Annotated in this window: 28 protein-coding genes and 1 pseudogene; 20 read left to right on the forward strand and 9 right to left on the reverse strand. The window is 58.5% G+C overall.

Features of this window, described 5'->3' with window-relative positions:
• The 6 genes and pseudogenes from GR197_RS32140 to GR197_RS28165 form a co-directional block, all read left to right on the forward strand.
• The coding region (locus GR197_RS32140) for a hypothetical protein (RefSeq protein WP_204330435.1) at positions 1-335 on the forward strand (335 nt) is incomplete at its 5' end.
• Complete coding sequence (locus tag GR197_RS28145; RefSeq protein WP_164015586.1) at positions 323-1,360, forward strand: phosphatidylglycerol lysyltransferase domain-containing protein; 1,038 nt, start codon at positions 323-325, stop codon at positions 1,358-1,360. The genes GR197_RS32140 and GR197_RS28145, both read left to right, overlap by 13 nt.
• A 59-nt stretch (positions 1,361-1,419) precedes the next feature.
• Entirely contained in the window at positions 1,420-1,836 is a 417-nt protein-coding gene (locus GR197_RS28150; protein WP_246724705.1) for a response regulator, read from the forward strand.
• Positions 1,837-2,058: 222 nt separating this feature from the next.
• Positions 2,059-3,942: a methyl-accepting chemotaxis protein gene (locus GR197_RS28155; protein ID WP_164015589.1), complete on the forward strand. Its 1,884-nt coding sequence runs from the start codon at positions 2,059-2,061 to the stop codon at positions 3,940-3,942.
• Between the two features lie 98 nt (positions 3,943-4,040).
• Entirely contained in the window at positions 4,041-4,397 is a 357-nt protein-coding gene (locus GR197_RS32530) for a YidB family protein (protein WP_164015592.1), read from the forward strand.
• A gap of 55 nt (positions 4,398-4,452) precedes the next feature.
• A pseudogene (locus GR197_RS28165) lies at positions 4,453-4,718 on the forward strand (hypothetical protein); the annotation flags it as partial.
• 248 nt (positions 4,719-4,966) lie between these two features.
• Here GR197_RS28165 and GR197_RS28170 read toward each other — a convergent pair.
• The gene (locus GR197_RS28170) at positions 4,967-5,428 is read right to left on the reverse strand and encodes a cupin domain-containing protein (protein WP_164015594.1); all 462 of its coding nucleotides are present in this window, start codon (positions 5,426-5,428) and stop codon (positions 4,967-4,969) included.
• Between the two features lie 108 nt (positions 5,429-5,536).
• Between GR197_RS28170 and GR197_RS28175 the strand changes: the two genes are divergently transcribed.
• The 4 genes from GR197_RS28175 (at position 5,537) to GR197_RS28190 (ending at position 8,856) form a co-directional block, all read left to right on the forward strand.
• Positions 5,537-7,096, forward strand: coding sequence for a winged helix-turn-helix domain-containing protein (locus GR197_RS28175; RefSeq protein ID WP_164015597.1), 1,560 nt, complete (start codon positions 5,537-5,539; stop codon positions 7,094-7,096).
• Between the two features lie 223 nt (positions 7,097-7,319).
• On the forward strand, positions 7,320-7,928 hold the full coding sequence (locus GR197_RS28180) for a TetR/AcrR family transcriptional regulator (RefSeq protein WP_164015600.1): 609 nt from the start codon (positions 7,320-7,322) through the stop codon (positions 7,926-7,928).
• A gap of 12 nt (positions 7,929-7,940) precedes the next feature.
• A complete protein-coding gene (locus GR197_RS28185) occupies positions 7,941-8,228 on the forward strand; it encodes a YciI family protein (protein WP_164015603.1) in 288 nt (95 codons plus the stop codon).
• A 4-nt stretch (positions 8,229-8,232) separates the two neighbouring features.
• The gene (locus GR197_RS28190) at positions 8,233-8,856 is read left to right on the forward strand and encodes a DNA-3-methyladenine glycosylase I (RefSeq protein ID WP_164015605.1); all 624 of its coding nucleotides are present in this window, start codon (positions 8,233-8,235) and stop codon (positions 8,854-8,856) included.
• On the opposite strand, the gene GR197_RS28195 is transcribed toward GR197_RS28190, so the two are convergent.
• A complete protein-coding gene (locus GR197_RS28195; RefSeq protein ID WP_164015608.1) occupies positions 8,853-9,389 on the reverse strand; it encodes a peroxiredoxin-like family protein in 537 nt (178 codons plus the stop codon). The genes GR197_RS28190 and GR197_RS28195 overlap by 4 nt on opposite strands.
• 47 nt (positions 9,390-9,436) lie before the next feature.
• Between GR197_RS28195 and GR197_RS28200 the strand changes: the two genes are divergently transcribed.
• Entirely contained in the window at positions 9,437-10,237 is an 801-nt protein-coding gene (locus GR197_RS28200) for an AraC family transcriptional regulator (protein ID WP_348643307.1), read from the forward strand.
• Between the two features lie 188 nt (positions 10,238-10,425).
• On the opposite strand, the gene GR197_RS28205 is transcribed toward GR197_RS28200, so the two are convergent.
• Genes GR197_RS28205 through GR197_RS28220 form a run of 4 tightly spaced genes read right to left on the reverse strand, consistent with a single transcriptional unit; the run spans position 10,426 to position 13,008 of the window.
• Positions 10,426-10,944, reverse strand: a complete 519-nt coding sequence (locus GR197_RS28205; RefSeq protein WP_164015611.1) for a DoxX family protein — start codon at positions 10,942-10,944, stop codon at positions 10,426-10,428.
• A complete protein-coding gene (locus tag GR197_RS28210; RefSeq protein WP_164015614.1) occupies positions 10,944-11,744 on the reverse strand; it encodes an HvfC/BufC N-terminal domain-containing protein in 801 nt (266 codons plus the stop codon). Before GR197_RS28210 ends, GR197_RS28205 begins: the two co-directional genes overlap by 1 nt.
• Positions 11,731-12,657 (reverse strand): MNIO family bufferin maturase, encoded by a 927-nt coding sequence (gene bufB / locus GR197_RS28215; RefSeq protein WP_164015617.1) that lies wholly within the window; start codon positions 12,655-12,657, stop codon positions 11,731-11,733. The genes GR197_RS28210 and bufB overlap by 14 nt, the downstream gene beginning before the upstream one ends.
• Positions 12,658-12,702: 45 nt before the next feature.
• Positions 12,703-13,008, reverse strand: a complete 306-nt coding sequence (locus tag GR197_RS28220; RefSeq protein ID WP_164015620.1) for a BufA1 family periplasmic bufferin-type metallophore — start codon at positions 13,006-13,008, stop codon at positions 12,703-12,705.
• Between the two features lie 184 nt (positions 13,009-13,192).
• On the opposite strand from GR197_RS28220, the gene GR197_RS28225 reads away from it, so the two are divergent.
• Together GR197_RS28225 and GR197_RS28230 are read left to right on the forward strand one after the other, a co-directional pair.
• Positions 13,193-13,786, forward strand: coding sequence for a glycosyltransferase (locus GR197_RS28225; protein ID WP_432444208.1), 594 nt, complete (start codon positions 13,193-13,195; stop codon positions 13,784-13,786).
• A 210-nt stretch (positions 13,787-13,996) separates the two neighbouring features.
• A complete protein-coding gene (locus GR197_RS28230) occupies positions 13,997-14,530 on the forward strand; it encodes a DUF2062 domain-containing protein (protein ID WP_164015623.1) in 534 nt (177 codons plus the stop codon).
• Between the two features lie 80 nt (positions 14,531-14,610).
• On the opposite strand, the gene nhaA is transcribed toward GR197_RS28230, so the two are convergent.
• Entirely contained in the window at positions 14,611-15,801 is a 1,191-nt protein-coding gene (nhaA, locus tag GR197_RS28235; RefSeq protein ID WP_164015626.1) for a Na+/H+ antiporter NhaA, read from the reverse strand.
• Between the two features lie 662 nt (positions 15,802-16,463).
• On the opposite strand from nhaA, the gene GR197_RS28240 reads away from it, so the two are divergent.
• The 4 genes from GR197_RS28240 (at position 16,464) to GR197_RS28255 (ending at position 20,098) form a co-directional block, all read left to right on the forward strand.
• A complete protein-coding gene (locus tag GR197_RS28240; protein WP_164015627.1) occupies positions 16,464-17,807 on the forward strand; it encodes a chloride channel protein in 1,344 nt (447 codons plus the stop codon).
• Between the two features lie 159 nt (positions 17,808-17,966).
• Positions 17,967-18,404 (forward strand): GFA family protein, encoded by a 438-nt coding sequence (locus GR197_RS28245; RefSeq protein ID WP_164015630.1) that lies wholly within the window; start codon positions 17,967-17,969, stop codon positions 18,402-18,404.
• A gap of 835 nt (positions 18,405-19,239) precedes the next feature.
• Positions 19,240-19,593: a MarR family winged helix-turn-helix transcriptional regulator gene (locus GR197_RS28250; protein WP_017991111.1), complete on the forward strand. Its 354-nt coding sequence runs from the start codon at positions 19,240-19,242 to the stop codon at positions 19,591-19,593.
• 88 nt (positions 19,594-19,681) lie between these two features.
• The gene (locus tag GR197_RS28255; protein ID WP_017991110.1) at positions 19,682-20,098 is read left to right on the forward strand and encodes a hypothetical protein; all 417 of its coding nucleotides are present in this window, start codon (positions 19,682-19,684) and stop codon (positions 20,096-20,098) included.
• A gap of 72 nt (positions 20,099-20,170) precedes the next feature.
• Here the strand turns inward: GR197_RS28255 and GR197_RS28260 are convergent, their stop codons facing one another.
• Positions 20,171-20,479 carry a hypothetical protein gene (locus GR197_RS28260; protein ID WP_164015633.1) on the reverse strand — a complete coding sequence of 103 codons (309 nt, stop codon included), beginning with the start codon at positions 20,477-20,479 and terminating at the stop codon, positions 20,171-20,173.
• Between the two features lie 22 nt (positions 20,480-20,501).
• Complete coding sequence (locus GR197_RS28265) at positions 20,502-20,834, reverse strand: response regulator (RefSeq protein ID WP_246724708.1); 333 nt, start codon at positions 20,832-20,834, stop codon at positions 20,502-20,504.
• A 161-nt stretch (positions 20,835-20,995) separates the two neighbouring features.
• On the opposite strand from GR197_RS28265, the gene GR197_RS32685 reads away from it, so the two are divergent.
• From GR197_RS32685 to GR197_RS32535, 3 genes are all read left to right on the forward strand, one after another.
• The gene (locus GR197_RS32685) at positions 20,996-21,124 is read left to right on the forward strand and encodes a hypothetical protein (protein ID WP_018069779.1); all 129 of its coding nucleotides are present in this window, start codon (positions 20,996-20,998) and stop codon (positions 21,122-21,124) included.
• 237 nt (positions 21,125-21,361) lie between these two features.
• Complete coding sequence (locus GR197_RS28270; RefSeq protein ID WP_094088679.1) at positions 21,362-21,589, forward strand: hypothetical protein; 228 nt, start codon at positions 21,362-21,364, stop codon at positions 21,587-21,589.
• A gap of 24 nt (positions 21,590-21,613) precedes the next feature.
• Positions 21,614-21,958 (forward strand): hypothetical protein, encoded by a 345-nt coding sequence (locus GR197_RS32535; RefSeq protein ID WP_246724709.1) that lies wholly within the window; start codon positions 21,614-21,616, stop codon positions 21,956-21,958.
• Positions 21,959-21,960 lie beyond the last annotated feature (2 nt).

Consider the following 21,960-nt stretch of genomic DNA (forward strand, 5'->3'; position numbering starts at 1 on the left):
CACCAGCCTCCTGCTCCTTCAGCACCGCAATAATCTGCTCTTCGGTAAATCTCTGCTTCTTCATTCGTCCGTCCTTTGATGGGCCGGACTCTAATCAATTCTGGAGGAAATCCTCAGTGGCAGGTCACCCCCTCGAATATTCGAGGAAGGATTCCAACTTGCTGCAATTCAAAAGCCGCGATCAAGCCCGCGGTGCCAGCGCCCACGACGACGGCGGATTCGACTTCATTTGTTCGGAACACGATATATCTATCCCGTTTTCATTGACATTCTATCCACACGCATTGACGGTGCAACTTGGTGGTCTTGGAATTATTCTAAAATGGTGCCCATGAGAACCTTGATCGATTCTTGTTTTGACCGGAGCCTGCCCGCCATCCCATCTTCCAAGCTGACGCTTGATCAGCGGCTCGCTCTTTGTCGGCAGTACGGTGACTTTTCCTTGGCCTACTCCACAGCCGTTCAACCCGATCTTAGTTATTTCGGCGACGAAAACGGCTACATCGCCTACGCAACGAAGATGGGCCATGTTTTCGCGCTCGGCGATCCCGTCGCCAGTCGGAACTGTAAAGCTGACTACATCGCCCGATTCATCGCCCAATCCGGAAAACCGTGTTTTGTGCAGATACACTCCGTAACCGCCGCCGCACTCACATCACATGGCTACAGTGTCAATCAACTGGGCAAAGACAGTGCCCTTTCATTGCCGAGCCATTCGTTCAAGGGTAAGCGCAACGAAACGCTCCGCTATTCCGAGCGATGGCTATACAAGAACGAGTATACCATTCACGAGTGCGGTAATGGAGAGCTTGGCCCCGAGCTTTCGAATATCTCTGATGATTGGCGGGCTGGTAGAATCGTCAGACGCCGCGAGATGCGGTTTTTAAATCGGCCATTTTGCCTGTCCCTGACGTCCGGTATGAGACGATTTGTTCTTTTGTCGCCTCATTCAAAGCCAATAGCGTTGCTCGATTTCGACCCGCTTTTCCGCGATGGCAAGGCTATTGGATACACGGCAGCGTTCAAGCGGAAGATTCAGGGCACAACGGCCCATGCCGAAATCGGGCTCACGAAGTACGCGGCAGATCGCTTTAGACAAGAAGGCGCTGAAATCATGACGCTCGGCTTGTCACCGCTGGCCGGCATCGAGAAAAGCCAATTTCCCGAGAGCACCGTTTGGCGCTACCTGTATCAGCGCGCTTTTCTGTCGCCGCTCATAAACCGCCGCATTTTCAACGTTCAGGGTCAAGCTGCATTCAAGCGCAGGTTCCACGGCGATGAGTTGCAAACTTACATCGGCTTCAAACGCGGGACTCCAACGGAAAAGGTTGCGCTCTTGCGATTGCTGAAAACGTTCTAGCAGACCAGATCGCGCTTCACGCGCGTCGGGCCTATGTTGCCGACTTGCGCGGTAGTGACATGCATGCGCAGGCGGTGTACTTCAGTTCTATGGAGACTCCGGCTATTGGCCTGCCCGTTCTCATTCTTGAGGACGAACCTTTTATTGCCTTAGATGTCGAGGAGCTTCTCGCCGCGCACGGTTACGGCGAGGCGATCGCCCTTTCCAGAGGCTCGGAAGCTCTGTCCTGGCTGGAGATCAACGTACCGCGGCTGGCGATCATCGATCCCAGGCTGTCCGATGGCATGTGCTCCGCAGTGGTGCGACTGTTGGCCGAGCGCGGCACGCCGTTCATCGTCTACTCCGGGGAGACGAGTTTGTTGACAGACGAGGAACCGGCTTTCGGTGCAGGAGAGCTGGTGTTGAAGCCTGCGCCCCCGGAGGACATCATGGCCGCGGTCACACGAGCTCTGAAACCTGTGCAGGCAACGGATTAGAGCTAAATCCGCGGGCACCAATGATGACCACCTGAAATGCGTGATGCCACTCGCGCCTCCCCAAACGCGAACTCAGACCGACCGTCGGAGCTGCCCCGGAACAACGGGAGGCCATTGAAACAGCGGTCGTCTCTTCAATGTTGGTAAACGGCGTATTATGCTTGAGTAAATCATTAAATTATTTTCCTTACAATGTGTCGGAATTGCCAAAGGGATCCTTCAATGCGTCGTCCAAGCATAAAGTCGAGCCTGCTCATAATTCTCGGCGGCCTCGCTCTTCTATTCGCTCTCATTGCGTATCTTTCAGTCGACGGCCTCAGCAAGACAAACGGCGCGACCGAGGAAATCGCGAAAAATTGGCTACCGAGCGTACAGGCATCGCGGACAATCAATCTCAACATGGCGAATTTGCGCCTCGCGTACCGCGATCACATCATCGCGCAGTCGGACGCGGACAAAAAAACGCGCGAAGAAGCCATGGTCGCGGCAGAGGATACACTTCGCAAATCGATAGATGCTTACCTTTCTTTGGCGTCATCCGACCGCGAGCGCCAGTTGGTCGCCGGGATAAAGGATAGCGTTGAGGGCTATGTCGCCAGCAGGCCGCAGCTTGTGGTTCTTTCCCGCGCGAATAAAATTGAGGAAGCCGGTAAATATCTCGGCGGCGAGATGCGCACCTATTCGGACAAGCTGAAAGAACTTACAACTGCCTTGGTCGAATTCAACGTTAGCGGCAGCAACAAGGCGGCAGAGGCGAGCAAGACGACCTATGCGTCCATAAAGTTCTATCTAATTGCCGCGATTGGAATTGCAGGACTGCTTGTTGTCGGCGCTGTGGCCTTCGTGCTGACCTGTATTGCCAATCCGATCGGTCAGATTACTGTCGCGATGAGGCGGTTGGCCGAAGGAGACATCGGTTCTGACATCCCATTTGCCGGCCGCGCCGACGAAATCGGCTCCATGGCAGTCGCGGTGGAGGTTTTTCGGCAAGCGGCGATCGCCAACAAGCGGATGCAGATCGAAGCGGACGAAAACCGCAAACAGGCAGATGACGATCGCATAGCTGCGCAGCAGAAAGCGGAGTCTGATGCCACCGAGCGTTTACGCATTGCCACATCAGGTCTTGCTTCCGGCTTGCGGCGGTTGGCTGCAGGCGACCTGGCATTTCGTCTCGATGAGCCGTTTGCTCCCGACTTTGAAGCACTACGCCACGACTTCAACCAGTCCATCGCGCAGCTTGCCGAAGTTTTGACGGCTATCTCCTCCAGCATCATCACGATAGAAGATGGCACCCGGGAGATTTCCTCCGGGGCAGATGATCTTTCAAAGCGCACGGAACAGCAGGCAGCAGCCCTCGAAGAAACTGCGGCCGCCCTGGAAGAGATCACCGCCAACGTATCGAACTCGAGCAAGCGGACTGAGGAGACCCGTACGGTAGCCACGCAGGCAAACCAAAGTGCGGTAAAGTCCGCCGAGGTCGTTTCCCATGCCGAAGAGGCGATGGGACGTATCGAGACATCCTCGCAGCAGATCTCCAATATCATCGGCGTGATCGATGAAATCGCGTTTCAGACAAACCTTCTCGCCTTGAACGCTGGAGTCGAAGCGGCCAGAGCGGGCGAAGCGGGCAAGGGCTTCGCAGTCGTCGCTCAAGAAGTGCGGGAACTTGCCCAGCGTTCAGCCAGCGCGGCAAAGGAAATCAAAGGCTTGATCCAGAACTCCTCCAAGGAGGTGGAGAGCGGTGTCAAGCTGGTGCGTGACACCGGGCAGTCTCTAAAGACCATATGCAGTTTCATCACGCAGATTAACCAACATATGGATGCCATCGCAACTTCTGCCAAAGAGCAATCGGTCGGCCTCAGTGAAGTCAACGTCGCAGTCAATCGGATGGATCAGACCACGCAGCAGAACGCCGCCATGGTCGAACAATCGACTGCGGCCTCTAGTTCACTTGCTCAAGAAGCGCAAAAACTTCGTGAGCTTGTCAGCCAGTTCAAGTTAGATGATGTCGCATCCGGCCAATCCACAATGCTGCGAATGACGGCGAGAACCATGGCTCAAGGTGTCGCCCATTCGACCGTCCAATTGGCAAGGGCACATCGCTAGCTCACGGCTACAGCAGCAGGGGTGCCCCTTGTTCATTTTCGGTTCATTCGGCGGGTGTAGCGTTTGCATCATATGACGAGTGGACCAAGGGGAGTGTTATGGGGCTTTTCGATGGTTTGGGCGGTGTCGTCAGCGACCTCTTGAATGGCAGGCCGGTCAATCTTCTGGCGGTTGCCGAGGATGTCTTCCAAAATGCTGGCGGACTCGATGGCGTTCTCACGCAACTCAACCAAAGCGGGCTTAGCCACCAGGTAGCCTCCTGGATAGGTACGGGCGACAATATCCCGATCACCGCGGACCAAATTCGCGCAGCGCTCTCCTCAGAGCAGCTACGGGGCCTTGCCTCCAAACTCGGCATCGATATTAGCAAGGTACCCGAGCTTCTCGCGGAGCACCTTCCGACAGCCGTAGATCAGGCCAGCCCCAATGGAACCCTCCCGTTGTCAGCGTCTTAACGCCGAGGCGGAAGCGAAGACTGAAACGTCAACATCATCGACGGAGGCCGATCATATGTCACACAAACTGCTTCTCTCCGCTGTGCCGGCTCGCTGCTTGCCGCTTTTATTATGTCGTCGCCGGCGCATGCGTTGACGATGAAGGAGTGCAGCACAAAGTATCAGGCCGCCAAGGCCGACGGTTCCGCCAAGGACGTGAAGTGGAACGATTTCCGCGCAAAGTTCTGTGGCGCGGACGCCGCTGCTGCCGACAAGGCTGACGAAGCGGACGTTACCGCCACGAACGAGAAGGAACCGGCAAAGCCGACGACCGCGGCGCCCCTAGTGGTGTAGATCAGCGCTTGGCCTGCCCGGCGCTGGCCGGGGTTGCAGAGGGTAGGCCTCTAAAGCCGAAGACGATCATCCACCCGCACTTCGTCGTCCAAATGATGCATGTTGCGTGCGGTTGGGCGCCTTGATGGCATTGCACCATCGACCCCTGTCGTAGTGGTTCCCGCTTGTCTTTGCGCCGCTATCACCCGACCACGCCCTGACGGCAAGTCCGCAAATCATGCCTGGAGAACGCAGCGTTATGTGCGAGTTGTCAAAGTCGAAAGCTGATCGGTGTCGTAACGATTTCGCAGATCGGCGAGGGCTTCTGGATCCGGTGCGCCCTGCGCGGCAAGTTTCGAGAGTTCTTCGAAATAGTGTTCATGGCCGGGCGGCGAGACTGTCATCAACACGCGGGCCGGCGTCTCGCTGACATTGGTAATGTTGTGCGGCACGCCTGGCGGGATGAAGAGAAAGGTTCCGGGCGTTGCGCGGATCACGCTGTCCGCGACATACCATTCACATTCGCCCTCGAGCAGGTAGAAGCTTTCTTCCTGCACCCGGTGGACATGCCGTCCGGTGGCGAAGCCTGCCGGAATCGTCCAGTCGAACATGCTCGTGTGCTTGGTATTTTCGCCGGTGACGAGGAAGACCATAGGATGACCACGCAGGGTGACTCCATTCGTCTCATCGGGCATGCGGACGACTACATCTGCGCTCATGGGATCCTCCATTGACGGCTTGCTTGCTTGTGCAAATATCTATGGAAGATCAGCGCACCGCGCGGGAAAGTCGTGAATCCGTTCCTAAAAATCTGCTAAAAGTGTCGAATGAAGAGTGGGAGCGACATCTACCGGTTCGGCCCGTTCCGCCTTGACTCGGCGGCAGGCATTTTATACCGGGGGGACGAGCCCACAATGCTTGGACGTCGGGCTGTCGTGCTGCTGTGCCGGCTGCTTGAAAGCGCGAGGGCACCTGTGTCAAAGGATGCGCTGGTCGAGGCTGGATGGGGCGGATTGGCGGTTGCCGACAACAATCTAACGGTACAAATCGCGGCCCTGCGTCGGGTTCTGGCGGAAGCGGACGCCGAGAGTTGGATCGAAACCATTCCGCGGCGCGGCTATCGGTATGTCGGACCGGCCGCTGTTACAAATGTTGCCGATACGGCAACTGCCGGCCACGCCGCATCGGCACTGACACTACCCGACAGGCCCTCCATTGCTGTCTTGCCGTTCTCGAATCTCAGCGGCGATCCGGACCAAGAGTATTTCGCCGATGGGATGGTCGACGATATTATTACCGGCCTTGCACGGATTAAGTGGCTATTCGTCATAGCGCGCAACTCGACCTTCGCATACAAGGGGCGCGCCGTGGACGTGAAGCAGATCGGTCGCGAACTCGGCGTGCGCTATGTTTTAGAAGGCAGCGTGCGCAGGGCAGGCGGTAGCGTGCGCGTAATCGGGCAGATGATCGATGCATCGAGCGGCGCGCATGTATGGGCCCAGCGCTATGAGCGCAGTTCAGAGGACATTTTCGTGCTTCAAGACGAGATCGCGCGCTCACTGGTGGGTGCGATCGCGCCGAGCGTGCGAAAGGCAGAAATCGAACGCGTCTGGCGGAAGCGGCCAGACAGCCTCAATGCCTACGATCTCGTGCTCCAAGCCCAGTCTGACGTCGATTCCGGTATGCCGGAGCAGGTGACGAGAGCGCTGGCGCTTCTTGAGCGAGCAATCGTGCTCGAACCTGCATATGCACTGGCGCATGGCAATGCCGCGATGTGTCACCATTGTTTGTTTCTCCGCGACGGCTTACGGCAAGCCAATCGAGCAGCTTCGATCCGCCATGCCCGTTGCGCGATCCTCCACGGACAGGATGATGCGGCCGCGTTGACACTTGCGGGGTTTTCCATCGGCATGGACGGGCACGACCGCGGCGCCGCTTTTGCTGCGCTGGAAGCCGCGCTCGCCGTCAGCCCGTCGTCGGCGCTGACCTACATCCTTGGCAGCGTTATTCTGGGATGGGGCGGAGATGCCGAACGGGCCATTGAATGGAGCGAGCTCGGCATGCGGCTTAGCCCTTTTGACCCATGGGCTTTTGCCGCCTTTGACGCGCAAGCAATGAGCCATTTGCTGCGCGGCCGCTATGACGAATCCTGTCGCGCAGCCTACAAGTCTGTTCAGGCCAATCCCGCTCATAGCATCACTTATGTGCAGTTGGCCGCCGCGCTGGCCAAACTCGGCCGATTGGACGAAGCAAGGGCTGCCGCCGCGCGCGTGCTCGAACTTCAGCCTTCATTTCGCTACGGCCGTCAGTTTGCTGGCGTAAACTGTGCGCCAGAGCTCGCCTCGGCTCTCGGCGACGCGTTGCGGGACGCCGGATTACCGGAGTAGCGCGACGAGACGATCTTGTCGGCGGCGATCTGCAAAACCTGCATCTTTTGGAGCGCGACGAAGGACCGCGCGATGCGCCCGTCCCGGTGCGAAGGATGCCGAAGCGCGAAGCATCCACGCTCCTGCAATTATCGATCTGCCTAAAAAAATAACTTGAGATCTGTAGGTCAAATGTCCTACGGAACTATAGCTATCGGCAGCGCACAATCCAGAGGAGTCGAGCATGGTCGCGGCGACCACACGGCAGCAAATTGTTCAGGCTGCAGATACGCTTTTCTACGAGCGTGGCTTCGAGGCGACGTCCTTTGCAGACATCGCCGTGGTGGTCGGGCTTTCGCGCGGTAACTTCTACTATCACTTCAAGACGAAGGACGAGATTCTCCATGCCGTGATCGCCTATCGCCTATCCAATATCCAGGCAATGCTCGAGGCGTGGGAGGTTGGCGCGAAAACCCCAATCGATCGCATCCGTAGCTTCATCCAAATTCTGATCCTGAACCAGGCAAAGATAATGGCCTATGGCTGTCCAGTCGGCACACTTTGCAACGAACTCGCTAAGCGCGATCACATTGCCAAGAACAGAGCCGTCGAGCTGTTTACTTTGTTTCGCGACTGGCTGTCGTGCCAGTTTACAGCCCTTGGCCACGGCACCCAAGCCGATGAACTCGCCATGCATATTCTCATGCGCAGTCAAGGTGTCGCCGCCCTCGCGACCGCCTTTCGCGACGAAGCCTTCATCCGCCGTGAAGTCGACGATATTTGCCTGTGGTTGGCAGTGCAGCGACCCAATCTATCCGATAATCCCGAATCCGTTTCCATCCAGAATTCCTGAAGGAGGCCCTGTATGTTCGTCGTTACACTTAAATTCTCCGCCAACAAGGCCCGAGCGTCAGCCCTTATGGAAGGGCATAATGCCTGGGTCAAACAGGGCTTTGAAGATGGTATCTTCCTCCTTACCGGAAGCCTTCAGCAAAATGCGGGCGGAGCGGTTCTCGCCCACAACACATCCCGCGCCGATCTCGAAATGCGCCTTCAGCAAGATCCTTTCGTTGTGGGGGGTGTCGTGAGCGCCGACATTCTTGAAATTGCACCGGGCCGCACCGACGACCGCTTGGCCTTTCTTGGGGCATGAGAAATTGAGCGCGACGATCTTCGGCCCGGATGGGCAGCCGCGTTGCCGCTGGTGCGCAGCCGCTCCGGAGTTCCTGCCCTACCACGACACCGAGTGGGGCTTTCCCGTTGATGATGACCACCGCCTGTTCGAAAAGCTTTGCCTAGAGGGTTTTCAATCAGGCTTGAGCTGGCGGACGATCCTGGCCAAACGCCAGAACTTTCGAGCTGCCTTTCTCGGTTTCGACTTTGACCGCATCGCGCAATTCACGGAGGCCGACATTATGCGCCTGCTCCGGGACGATGGCATCGTGCGCCATCGCGGTAAGATCGCGGCGGTCATAAACAACGCTCAGCGTGTCCAGGAACTGGTGAAGCAGGAGGGATCGCTCGCCGCTTATGTCTGGCGCTTCGAACCGAAGGCGACAGAGCTTGCTGCTCCGCAGACTGCATCCACCTCAGCCGCGTCCATCGCCATGTCGAAAGACTTGAAGAAGCGCGGCTGGTCATTTGTCGGCCCCACCACAGTCTATGCTTTCATGCAGGCGATTGGACTAATCAATGATCACGCCGAAGGCTGCGTATTCCGAGACAGGGCCGAGGCGGCTAGAGCTGCGTTCCAGCGTCCCAGGGCCGCCAACCGGACTTAAACCTCGCCGGTATATTCACCTCGTGCCGGGTAGTCGTTTTTGATGACGAAATCCAATGCTTGCACCATCTCGACGAAATTTGGTCGTGCGAATGGCATGGATTGCACCGAGAGCCAATAGACCGTTTGATCCGGCTTGATCAGGAAGACCCCCGGCTCGGAAAACAGCTCAGGCTCCTCGATGCCGATTGAGGTTTTTCCGCGCGAGGATGAAATGTAGAGGCCCCATTGCCGTGCCACGCTTAAAGGCAGACCGAAGCCGATACGCAAGTGCTCAGCACCAATCTTATCGGCCATTTGCCGGGCGCGGTCCTCCCCATCAGAGCTTATGCAGATTGTACTGACTCCGCGCTCGTCGAAGGATGGCGTCATCCGCTCCAGCTCCTTGAGATAGATGCCGCAGACCGGGCAGTGGAGACCACGGTAAAAGCAGACGAGCGTCATAAGTGATGGCTTTTCGCGGGTGAGATCGAACTCTCCGTGCTGGAGGGTTTTGACGGTCAAATGAGGGGCCAGTGTTCTCGGGACTACCATCGATAAACTCCGCTTGTGTGATACTTCCGACGCCAAAGTTGACGTTGGTGCTTCAACATTCCATAGTCAGAGCCATCAATGGTCCTGAAAGCATGATCGAGAATCCGAAAATCCTTCCGAAAGTGGATCGCCTCTCAGCCTTCTTCGACACGTTCGAGCTGGAAGCCTCGCTGGAACCGCCGCGGGCCTGCGACGGACAAGCGAGGCTATTTGTAATCGGCGAACCGGGGGGACGTGCGGAAAGGATCATCCTTTGCCTGCGCGGCGACACGATCCCTGAACCGCCGGCTTTGGTAACAGCAACGGTCGATTTCGAGGGGGCATACAACCCGCTCTTGAACGCGCTGCCGGATCAAGTTCTGGTCGAAATCAGCGACATTCCAACCCTTCGGGACACGACAGCCGCTTTCCTGGCGGAGGCCTTGGAATCCCGTTGCGGGCGCAGCGCGGCCCTCAACCGCCTCTGCGAAGTGATGGTTTTGCTTATTCTGCGGACAGCGATCGACCGTGGTGCAACAGGACCTGGCTTACTGGCAGGCCTGTCCCATCCCTCATTACACCGGGCATTGGTAGCTATGCATGATGCTCCGACTCGCGCTTGGAACATCGAAGACCTTGCTGCGATGGCGGGGATGTCACGGAGCCATTTCATGGCGCTGTTTCGCGAGGTGGTCGGCACAACGCCGCAGGCTTACTTGACTGGATGGCGTTTGACCGTTGCTCGACGGAAACTCACCAAAGGAGCGAAGGTGAAGGCGGTGGCGCGTCAGGTCGGCTTTGGCAGTGCTGCTGCATTTTCTCGAGCATACTTCCGGAAATTTGGGCACTGGCCATCAGTCCGATCGTAGCACTGAGCATCTAAATCATATTCTGCGGACCTTCGCTTTCGGATTGTTGCATATGTCGAGGCTGGCCACTCGCAGTATTCATTTCCGGGTTATCGAGAGCTTTGCGGTCAAGCTGACCCAGCCGTGGCGTCACTACGGCCGGGCCCTGGCAGGTCAATCTTGCTAACAGTTTGACCGAAAGAGCTGGATCAGGCAGCCCGGCGGCCAAACCAATGTGCAAGCCAATGGTCGATCGACAGCTTTCCCGGTCCCCATGCCATGAGCGACAGCGCCATCGCAGCCCAGGTAATGTGGATCGGCCATCCGTCCGGCACCGTGAGCTCGACGATCAACGTCATGAACAGCAGGCCGGTCGCCGCAAATCGGGTAGCGAAACCCAGGACCAGCAAGATCGGAAAGGTGATCTCGGCAACGCCGGACAGGAAAGCCATGGTGACTGGCGCCGGATAGGCATAGGGACCGCCCGGCAAATGGAGCATGAATTCGTCGGTGAACAATGTGATCGCCGTATCGTTCAATTGCAGGAAACCATCCCACTTCAGAATGCCCGACTTCCAAAAGGGCACGGCCAGAGCGAGGCGCACAACTGCCTGAACGACGCTCGGCAGCGCAAAGGCCCGAACCAGTCTCTGTGCCATCTCTACATGTGTCACGATCGGCTGAAGCCTGGCTCTGATCGAAGTCTGTTGGGTGGTGGTCGATATCATCATGCGTCTCCGAGAGTGATGCCGCAAAATACCCCCGCTTCGATCATGCCGGCCACGCTGGCCGCGATGTCGAACGACGGACAAGCGTCGATGGCCTTGGCTGCGGCGACACCAAGCGGTTCGCCGGAAATGAGGGAAATCAGGAACTCTGCACCGCCCAAAGGAAGATGACGCACCGCCACCTCCATATCCGGCCGCGTTATAAGCGCATCTTCCGGGTCGACCACTTCGATCGGGCTTATGGAGCCGTCACCGCGATTGGCGGCAAAGATCGTCAGCGCCGGATAGTCCGACCGAACGATCCTTGTTGCCGGATGCGCCGCAAAGACCAAATCACCGAGACGGTCCGGCCGAACGGAAGCAAGAGCATCAGCGGCAAGCGGCTCGACATCCGTTGCATGGTAGGCGTCCAGCCAAGCCCGTTCGATCCTGGCGACGTCGGGAAGCCAGGGCAAGGACCGGGCATATTCGTACTGTTCGATGAAAGCAGGAAAATCCCGGCCATATTCGAAGAGAAGCGGCGATGTCGGTGGCGTGGCGCGCACATGAAAGCGCGCCATGGCGCGGAAAAACTCCGCCCCCGTCAGACGTTGCACCGCCGGGAAAATCCCGGCGAGGGCATCGATCAGACTGACGGTGACGTTGTTGCGGTAGACGTTGTAGCGTTTGATCGCTCCCTTGCCGTTTGGCCCGACAACGCCGTCGGGCGTCCCAGCGTCCGGGTTGGTCAGTGCCGGCGCAAAATCCGCCGCATAAGTGAGGGGCTTTATGCGGCGAGATGGAGGATCAAGCCGCAGCATGGCTTTGATCCGGCAACGCGATGGAACCATGGTGATCCATGATCGCCTGCGCTGCGAGGGCCTCGGCACGCAGTATCGGCCAATCGGGTATGTTGCTGTCCCACTCGATGAGCGTTGGAACAGGGCCACCACGGCCAATGACGATCTCGTAAAGCTTCCAGACGGCATCGGCGACCGGACCGTCATGGCTATCGATCAGCAGCAGCTCGTCCTCGTCGTCAGTCTGTTCGGCGTGGCCTGCGAGATGGATCTCACCAACCGCGGCAATGGGAAAATCGGACAGATAGTCGAGCGCTGAAAACCCGTGATTGGTGGCGGAGACGAATACATTATTGACGTCGAGCAGAAGACCGCAGCCGGTGCGCCGGACGATTGCGCGGATGAAGTCGGTCTCGCTCATCGTCGATTGGCGGAACGTCACATAGGTGGATGGGTTCTCCAGAAGGATCGGGCGTCTGATGGCCTCCTGCACTTCCTCGATATGCTCGCAAACCCGCGCCAGACTTTCTCGTGTGTAGGGAAGAGGAAGGAGGTCGTTGAGGAAGGTCGTCCGATGCGTCGACCAGGCCAAGTGCTCAGACACCAGAGCTGGTTCGTAGCGTTCGACGAGAGAGCGGAAACGTTCAAGATGGGCCCGGTCGAGCGGCTGAGGTCCGCCGATCGACATGCACACGCCGTGGAGCGACACCGGATTGTCACGGCGGATCTGTTCGAGAATACGATGCGGCGGCCCGCCGGCCCCCATATAATTCTCGGCATGGACTTCGAAGAACCCGCGATGAGGCCCCTCCGCGGCTATAGCGGCAAAATGCTCGTGCTTGAAGCTCGTCCCCGCGAGACCCTCGATCGGATGGCGGGGAAAGCGGAGAGTAGTTGCCGCAGACGCGGTCGTTGAAATTTGATCGGTGGTCATGGCGTCTCTCCGCCTCCTCTTTGTCATCGCTGTCGCGTGTAGAAATTACATTGCCTTCAGCGTGCCGTGCTTGCCGTTCGGCAGGACGATCGAGGTGCAGGTGCCGCCGCGTACGAACTTCCAGGAATTGCCCTGGAAGTCGACCGTCGAGGTCCCCTGGCAGGACGTGCCGGCGCCGGCTGCACAATCATTCTGGCCCTTCAGGGCAACGCCGAAGCATTTTTCCTTGTGAGCGGCGGTTGCAGCAGCACCCTCGGCTTTGGTGAGCGGTCCGGCGCCGGCCATCGAAGCAAGGGCCGTGGTGACAGCGCCGGCGAGGACGACGGAGTTGATGGCGGATTTGATGGACATTGCGTTCTCCCGATGATGGATGGACGCTCTCGTTGAGCGCATATTCAGGTTCGCAATCTCCCCGACATTGGTTACACGCGTCGCTATCACTAGTTCGTGAAACCTCGTCATGTCACCGGAAACCGGCACGGGCGCGGCGAGGCCGGCAATCGCTTCCAAGCCCTGACCAACATGATGAAGTTGCGTGGAATGTGTATTTACATCGAAAGATTGCGTCGTCGTCCACTACATCGTCGCGTTGGCAGCATTCCTCGCCGAAGGAGAGCCGCCCGTCTATGTCGGCTTCGGAAGCATGCCGGGTGTCGATCCGGCCCGGATGACAGCCATTGTTGTCGAGGCGCTTGCGAGGCACGACAAGCGGGGTATCTTGGCTCTTGGAGGCGGTGCCCTGATCGCAGAACATGAATCCAGGCACGTTCGTTTCATCCGCGACGCCCCTCACGACAGGTTGTTTCGGGAGGTGAGTGCGATCATCCACCACGGCGGCGCCGGAACGACCGCCGCCGCTCTTCGGGCCGGCAAACCTATGATCATTTGCCCATTTTTCGGCGATCAGCCGTTCTGGGCAAGACGGATAACGGATCTCGGCGTCGGACTGTCACTCGATCGCAGAGCATTGACCGTCGAAAGCTTGACAGATGCACTCGCAGCCATGGACGATCCCCTAATGCGACGCCAGGCAGACGCGGTTGGCGCACGGATACGGGACGAGGATTGGGTTGCGACCGCAGTCGGCTTTATTGAGGCTGCTGCAAACAAACTTCAGGCGCATCCTTGAAATGCATGGACGGCGCCCTGCCCCAGTTCCTGCCTGGTCGAGAGCCCTGATTCATACCCAAATCAACAAGATCAGAAGGCGTTGAACGACAGCGGTGCCGTGTGCCAAAATGCGCTCGCCTGCAAAGACAGATGACTTGCACTACAAGCGCGGGTCTCCCGATATATCGTCATTGCAAATCCAAACGTTCACGCGGCGGAAGGTCAAGGCATGCTATTTAGGAGACGGAAGCCGCTCTCACTGGCTCAGCGGATCCGTGCCGTCCTTTGGCCATCCAAGGGCGTATTGCGGTCCATCCGCTACATTGCCATTCGAGTGCTTCGATTAAAGGCAACTCCTCATGCCGTTGCGGCTGGCGTTGCAGCAGGGGTGGCCGTGTCCTGTACGCCGTTCCTCGGCTTTCACTTCATGATGGCTTTTTGTCTAGCCTTCATCCTCAGAGGCAACATGATCGCGGCCGCGCTCGGGACGGCGTTTGGGAACCCCCTTACCTTTCCGCTGATCTTTGCCGCCGCCTACCGAATTGGAGTCTTTCTTTTAGGACGCGCGCCCGAGAGGGTGGGTGAAGCCAATCTGTTCACGCTGCTCCGGCACCTCGATTTTGCACCGCTTTGGCATCCCATTCTAAAGCCGATACTTGTCGGCGGGCTTCCGCTCGCCGCTATCTTCGGTGCAGTCTTTTATGTATTGACATGGCAAAGCGTTCGCCTGTTCCAGCAGCGAGGAAAGCGGCGGAAATCGTAAGCCCCAAAAGAGGCGGCGGCGCGACGACCCTCAGAAGAACTTGAACTTCGCGAGAGGGGTCGTCGCGCATGTGTAAACGCCTACGACCGGCTGCTTTTCCTTCGACTCGCCATCAGAACCGCGGATCCGGCCACGCCAGAGATCGCCGAACCGAGCAGGATACCGATCTTGACCTTGTCCTGTACCGCCGGGTCGTCGAAAGCCAGAAGACCGATAAAAAGGCTCATTGTGAAGCCGATGCCGCAAAGAAGCGCGACGCCCGTCATCTGCGTCCAGTTCGCCATTGCCGGAAGCTGCGCAAAGCGCATTTTCACGAGGAGACCGACGACAGAAAGAACCCCCAGCAACTTGCCAGCAAACAGTCCCGCAGCGACGCCAAGCGTATGAGGATCTGCCAAACTCGAGATGGAGGTGCCGAGAAGGGAGACGCCGGCGTTGGCGAAGCCGAATAATGGGACGATGACGAATGCCACTGGTCGATGAAGGAGGTGTTCGAGCCGGTGAAGCAAGGACTCTTCGTCGCTAGCCTCCGGAGCGCCGGGAGAAAGTTTAATCGGTATCGTCAAGGCCAGCAGCACGCCAGCAAGCGTGGCGTGGATCCCGGAGATGAACATGAGCACCCACAAGGCGACGCCAAGGCCGAGATAAAGCGTCAGCGTCTTCACGCCCGCTCGGTTTATGAAAAACAGGAGGGCCAGAACTGCGGCGGCTCCGGCAAGGGCCAGGAGGTTGAGACCGTTTGTATAGAAGAGTGCGATGACGAGGACGGCGCCGAGGTCGTCGATAATGGCAAGTGCCGCCAGAAAGATTTTCAGGGACGCCGGAACCCGGTTGCCAAAGAGCGACAGCACTCCGAGCGCGAAGGCAATGTCTGTGGCCGTCGGGATCGCCCAACCGCGGAGGCTTGCTGGCGCACCGGCATTGAAAGCCAGATAGATGAGGGCTGGGGCGAGCATTCCTCCCGCCGCGGCGGCACCCGGAAGGATTCGCCTGCTCCAGGTCGAGAGCTGGCCGTCGAGCATCTCCCGCTTGATCTCCAGACCGACAAGCAGGAAGAACACGGCCATGAGGGCGTCATTAATCCAGTGCTGCAAGCTCAGTGGACCGATATAGAAGTGAAGGGCATGGAAATAGGCTTCCGCCAGCGGGGAATTTGCAACGGCAAGCGCCATCGCCGCGGCAGCCATAAGAACGAGGCCACCAGATGCCTCGCTATCAAGAAATCCGCGCAGAGTAGATTGAATGCGACCGGTCGCGATCGGCAAGGACATGGTTTCGCGCTCCCTTGTGGAAGGTTGATCTTTGTCTCCGTCGATTTCGGGAAGCCCGCGGCGCACGCAGCACACGCCATCTTGAAAGGGGTACACAAAAGCAGCACGGATTTCCAGAGCATACCCACGTCTCGCAACACTCGACAGCAGATGGGCATCCTGCCTCGATCAGCGCTTCTCGAAATAGCAAGATGAAACTGGACTACCCGCGAGTTATCACCCTGGCGGACCTGCAATTCGCCAGGAGGCAGAACACAGAAAAAAGCCCGCTCCAGCGGGGGAGCCAGGAGCGAGCCAGATGCCTTTGGCGTTCGACCGCCTAAGGAAGCGCTTCAGATTAAACTCTCGCTCATGCGATGTAAATTATCGGCAGCTCCTATGGGTCCGAAAGCACCCTCGAGAGCTGATCCTTGATTGGCGCGGTCGTCGTTGAATCCCCTGACGGAAATGTGGGGCTGGGCCGCATGCCCTTATCCAACGCATCAAAGCGACGATGTCCGGCCCGAGGGACGGCAAGCCTAAATCGAATGCGTCGAACTGAGCCTCCGTGCTTCGGCACTCCCGCGGTCTTGCCCACGTTCGACACGTTGCAATTGGGGGTGATCTTGGGGCGCGATGGCGCTAGTAAAGGACAACCCCGCCCCGTATCGCCGAGCCCCGACATGCCATCATCCTATCGATATTCCAAGCTCTTTCGCCGCTCCCGCGTCTTATGGGGCTCTTTCTCGCTTTGGCAGCCGAGGCTGGTGTTTTGGTGCGGGGCATTGGCAATCGGGGTGATCAGCGTCGGCTTTGCGAAGCTTGCGGATCTGGCGCAGAAGGGCTTCGGGTCTCTCACCTCGTCCGGTGAATGGGCCTTCCTGTTGCCACTTGTCCTGACCCCGCTTGGCTTCATGCTGTCGGCCTATCTGGCGGCGACGCTGTTTCCGAACTCGCAGGGCAGCGGCATTCCGCAGGCGATCGCCGCGCGACATCTGCGGGACGAGGAAGATCGGACGCGGCTGCTGTCGCTGAAGATCGCTTTCGGCAAGATTGTGTTGACGGTGCTCGGGCTGTTCTCCGGCGCCTCGATCGGCCGCGAGGGTCCGACCGTGCAGGTCGGCGCGTCGATCATGCTCGCCGTCGCCCGGTTCAGTGGCATGGCGCAGGCGCGCGGGCTGATCCTGGCCGGATCGGCGGCGGGCATTGCGGCCGCCTTCAACACCCCGCTTGCCGGTATCGTCTTCGCGATCGAGGAAATGAGCCGGACCTACGAGTCTCGGGCGAACGGGCTGGTGCTGACCGCCGTCATCCTCTCCGGTCTGGCGGCACTCGGGCTTTCGGGCAGCTACAACTATTTCGGCATGGCATCGGCTGCCCCCACCGAGCTTCGCGACTGGGGGCTGGTTCTGATCTGCGGCATCGGCGGTGGTGCGCTTGGAGCAGCCTTCAGCGGCTTCGCGTTGCACTTCGGCCAAAAGATCCGCCGCTGGGCGCAACCACAGCCACTGAAGCGCATGCTGGCGCTTGCGGGCATCTGCGGACTGGTGATCTCAGTCATCGGCGTGGCGTCGGGAGGCACGACTTTCGGCACCGGCTACGAGCAGGCGCGAGCTGCGGTCGAAGGCAATGCCCTGCCTCTGCTCTTCTTCGTTGAAAAGCTCGCCGCCAGCTTCCTGTCCATGCTGTCAGGTATTCCGGGCGGCATCTTTGCGCCGTCTCTTGCCGTCGGCGCCGGTTTCGGCAGCACCGTCGGCTCCCTGCTCGGAACCAGCATCGCACTGGCGGCCATTCTCGGCATGGCCGGCTATTTCGCAGGCGTCGTGCAGGCGCCGATGACGGCCTTCGTCATCATCCTAGAAATGACCGGCGACCACCAGGCCGTCATCCCGATCATGGCGGTGTCGATGATCGGCTACGTGACGTCGCGGATCCTGTCGCGCGAACCGCTCTATCACGGTCTTTCGCGCGTCTTTATTGCGGCGGCGATCCGGGCGCGGCGTGCTGTCGAAAGGGAATCGGAGTAGCGTGCCTACGCGGACGAGCGACAAACCTGCGCGGCATGCTCCCGGCGTCGAAACGCTTCTCGGGCTGTGCTCGATCCGTCCACCGGCATCGCGGGGTCGACGAAGGGAGGCGTAAGTAGTCGGTTGGCATCGCGAACATCAATTAGGGAGGAGCACGGAATGAGACGAGCGGCCAGTTGTTCATGCGGCCAGCTTTCGATAATCGCCGATGGAGAACCCGTCAAAATCTCCGTCTGCCATTGCCGGGCCTGCCAGCGTCGCACCGGCAGCGCGTTCGGAGTGGCCGTCTTCTTCCAAGCGAATCAAATGGAGACTTCCGGAGCGTCGAACAGCTACGTCCGGTCGGGCGACAGCGGGAGATCGATCGATTTCAGGTTCTGCCCGGTGTGCGGGTCGACCGTTTTCTGGATGCCGGAGTTCAGGAAAGGTCTCGTCGCCGTCGCCTTGGGATGCTTCGCCGACCCCTCCTCGCTAGCGCCGACCCAAAGCGTCTACGGAGAAAGTCGCCTGGGGTGGTATCGCTCGATTTCGGTTAGGCAAAGGCGCGTCGGCAGTGGGGCCTCTTTCTCCAGGCGATTTCCGAGGGCCGCCCCCTAGTTTGTGATTTCCTCGCGAGCAAGAAAACCATTAATATCCCGGCATGATATTTTCAGCGTCCGCGATAGGTTTGAAGCTGTTCGGGCTCGTGAGCCTTGCCTTCCACCGACGTCCTGAAGCGACATCGACGGAAGCCAGCGAAAATGTTGTGGTAAGTCTCCTGCTCGACGAATGGTGCAGGCATTCTGCAACGAACCGAAACGATCCGAACTCCTACGCCACCATCCGGTGGATCGTCGCGCTTCGTGCAGCGGGTAAGACCGTGGACGAAATCCGGTCCGAGATTTTCACGGAAGCCGCGGCCGAAGAGGCAGACTAGGGAGGAACATTCACAGGTTCAATCTCGTGGATCATCAGACCGCCCCGATCGATTCGGAAACGTCATCATAGTCACGGGCCACAGCGCTCGAAGCTACATTCTACCAGCTCTCCGCGTCGACAGTGCTAAGCTCTGCATTACGCCGCCAGCCGGTGAAGATACCGGCTATTCCCTTCAAGGCTCACGTCCAAATGATCTGTGTCACGTGGCAACGCTTCGGATTCGCATCTTTGAAACACGACAGAATTTTCTAGTGAGGTCACGAAATTGGCACAGTTTTTTTAGCAACATCGGGAGAATATGGCTCGCGAGCTATCCGTCGACGCCGTTGCGACCCAACACTTACCGCATCGGCTCAACTTGCAGACCGTTCTCCTATTGCGTGCCGCTGTTCATGTCACATCATGACATATGAGAAGGACCATTCGCATGCCTCGATCGGGACGCCGGACTTCTGGCCTGACTGACGACGTCTATGAAGGCCTGGCGGGATTCCGGCTAGCCATGAGGCGGTTTTTGTCGTTCAGCGAGGCGGCCCTTGCCGAGGCTGGTGTCACCTCGCAGCAGTATCAGGCTCTCCTGGTCGTGCGCACGGCGCCGGGCTGGCAGATCAGGCTTCGCGACCTCGCCGAACAGATGCTCATGCAACACAACAGCGCCGTCCAGCTTGTGGATCGGATGTGCTCGGCAGGTCTCGCGGAGCGGATACCCGCAGAAGATGACAAGCGCAGCGTGCTGATCGGCCTGACGACGAAGGGCGAGCTGACCCTTGAATCCCTGGCGAAGGTTCATGTTGAAGCAATGCTTGCGCACGAGCCGCTGCTGGCTGAATCCTTGTCTCGGCTTCGTCAGGTGACGGAACTGGCCTGACCGTCACTCACCATTTCTTGATCGCGACGCGCTTGACCTCCGAACGCCCTATTGTATCATGGCGTGATATAAAAGGAGGAGAACAGCTATGCAAAGCGGCGAAGGTGGCTGGTCCAGCTACCGACCGTCCAAGACCCTATGGGCCTGGTCCATCGTCGGGGCCTCGGCATTGACGATGGCTCTTGGCTTCACCTGGGGAGGATGGACGACGTCGGGAAGGGCCAGGGTGATGACCGACATCGCCGTCCGAAACGCGAAGGCGGACCTGGTCGCGGGCATCTGCGTCCATAACTTTGTGACGGCGAAGGACGCACAGGAGAACCTCAAGGCCCTGCAGGCGAAGTCGTCATGGCAGCGTGACGACTTCATCACCGATGGCGGCTGGACCAACATCGCGGGGATCGACGGTACTATCACGAACGCGGCGGACGCCTGCGCCGACCAACTCGTGAAGATGAAGGAACTGCCGCAATCGGGAGGAGATGCCGCAGTCACCGACAGCTAGAGTTCAGGCCGGAAGTGATGAGTTATCTGGCCCTCGCGAGGCCCGTCCGAAATGATTTCGGGCGGGCCATTGTTACGCTCTGAAATCGCCAGCGGCCTGCGAATCCAATGCCTGGAGAACCTCTCTGGCCATGAGGTGTGCGGCCATCAAGACCGCAGGCGACAACGGTCTGCCGTCGCGCGCGTCCTGGCATATTTTCAGAAGGCCCAGCAGCTCGATCGGGTTCTCGATGAATCCGTCCAGCGCGTCTTCAAGATCCTTGGGAAACTGCGATCCGACCTGGATCGCGAGCTCGCCGTCCTCCCTTAGCACTCCTCGACTGATCAGAATCATTTCAAGCCGCCCTATCCAATGACCGAGTTCGGCGCGTGTATCGATCATGTCGTCCCCCTCCCTAGCTTGTTCAAACGAAGAGCCGCATTCCTCCTGGCGGGACGCCTCGTTCGCCTTCGCGGATTGTTCTCAGATATTCGAGAACGTCCCGGATCAAGTTTGGATGGGCGGGTTTCGATATCAGGCCGATAACCTTTGAAAGATCGGTTTCAATCAGTTCGGGGCTTCCCGTGACCATGACGACCGCGACGCCGAAATCGCTCGCGAGATACTGCCCGATCCGCGGACCGGTCGCTCCGTCTCTCAGGTTGACGTCCACCAAGGCAATCGTGCTGAAGGCAGCGAACTGCTGCACTGTCTCAAAGCTGTCGGCTATCCCGGAGATCTCATAGCCAAGTGTCATCAGAATATCCTCAAGATCAGACGCGATTCATCATGTCGTCTTCGACAATCAGGATTTTCTCCCCAGCCACCAATTTCCCTCCTTCGTTCATGCTGCATTCATGATTGACAATATGGGCGAACTGTCAAAGAATGTCACCACATGATATAAGGAGCGAGCCCATGACGAAGACAGCCTTCCTCTCCGCTGTATTTGCCTGCTATGTCGCGGTCATGTTCGCCATCGCTTCCATCCCCGGCGAGACATCTTCCGAGGTCTCGCAGGCTCAACAGCTACAGGCGGTGAATTGAACTCTGGCGCAGGGCGGCGAAAATCAACGATGAACTGTAGCGTCGGAGCGTGACCGTGTCCCCTGATAGCAAGGTTTTTCTGGTCGCCGTCGTGCTATTCGTCGCGGCGATATGGGGCGGAGCGATCTACGCCTTCCTGCAGCTCTGACCCTCACATACATCATCACGTGACATTTTCTGCTGAAAACGGAACCGTTGCGCGCGCCGCTCATTACTCCTGCCAAGGAGATATTCGACATGCAACGCTCGCTGATCCAGCCAGACCACGCCTATGTGTCGCGCGATCCCGGACGACCGCGTTACGTGTCCCGGATCGAAAACGGCATCATCGCTTATCGCCAGTACCTGTTCGGCATCCCCTTCTCCAGGACGGCGACTTTGGACGATTTTGCCAAGTGGGCGCATGAGGACGTCGAACTGAGAGAGCGACGCGACGTATTCCAGCCGCCGCGGCAAACCGCTTGATAACCGGAGAGCGGTTCAACGTTGATGGCGACCCAGAGTAAAAAAGCCGTTCTCTATCGAGAAACTGAATTGAAGTGCGCCTGCGTTGCCGGTGGCGATGGCATTGTGGATGATCACGAAAACCTTAGCGCTGTGACAACGATGGAAGGGGCTGAAATGCACGCCGAACAAGACGAGTCCTTTTACAACGTCCGCAGCCTACGGCGCTGCTATGGCATTGGTCGGCACGAGGCGGAGCGGCTTCTTCAGCGGTTTGGCAACTCGAAGCAGGAACTGGATCTGCTCCTTTCGGCCCGTGGCAGGACTCCCAGGCATCGCCCGAAGGAACTTGCGACACTCGAGCAGAGAGCCCCGTTTGGAATAGGCTGAAC

It is taken from the genome of Rhizobium phaseoli (assembly GCF_010668805.1).
GTDB classification, from domain to species: Bacteria; Pseudomonadota; Alphaproteobacteria; order Rhizobiales; family Rhizobiaceae; genus Rhizobium; species Rhizobium phaseoli_A.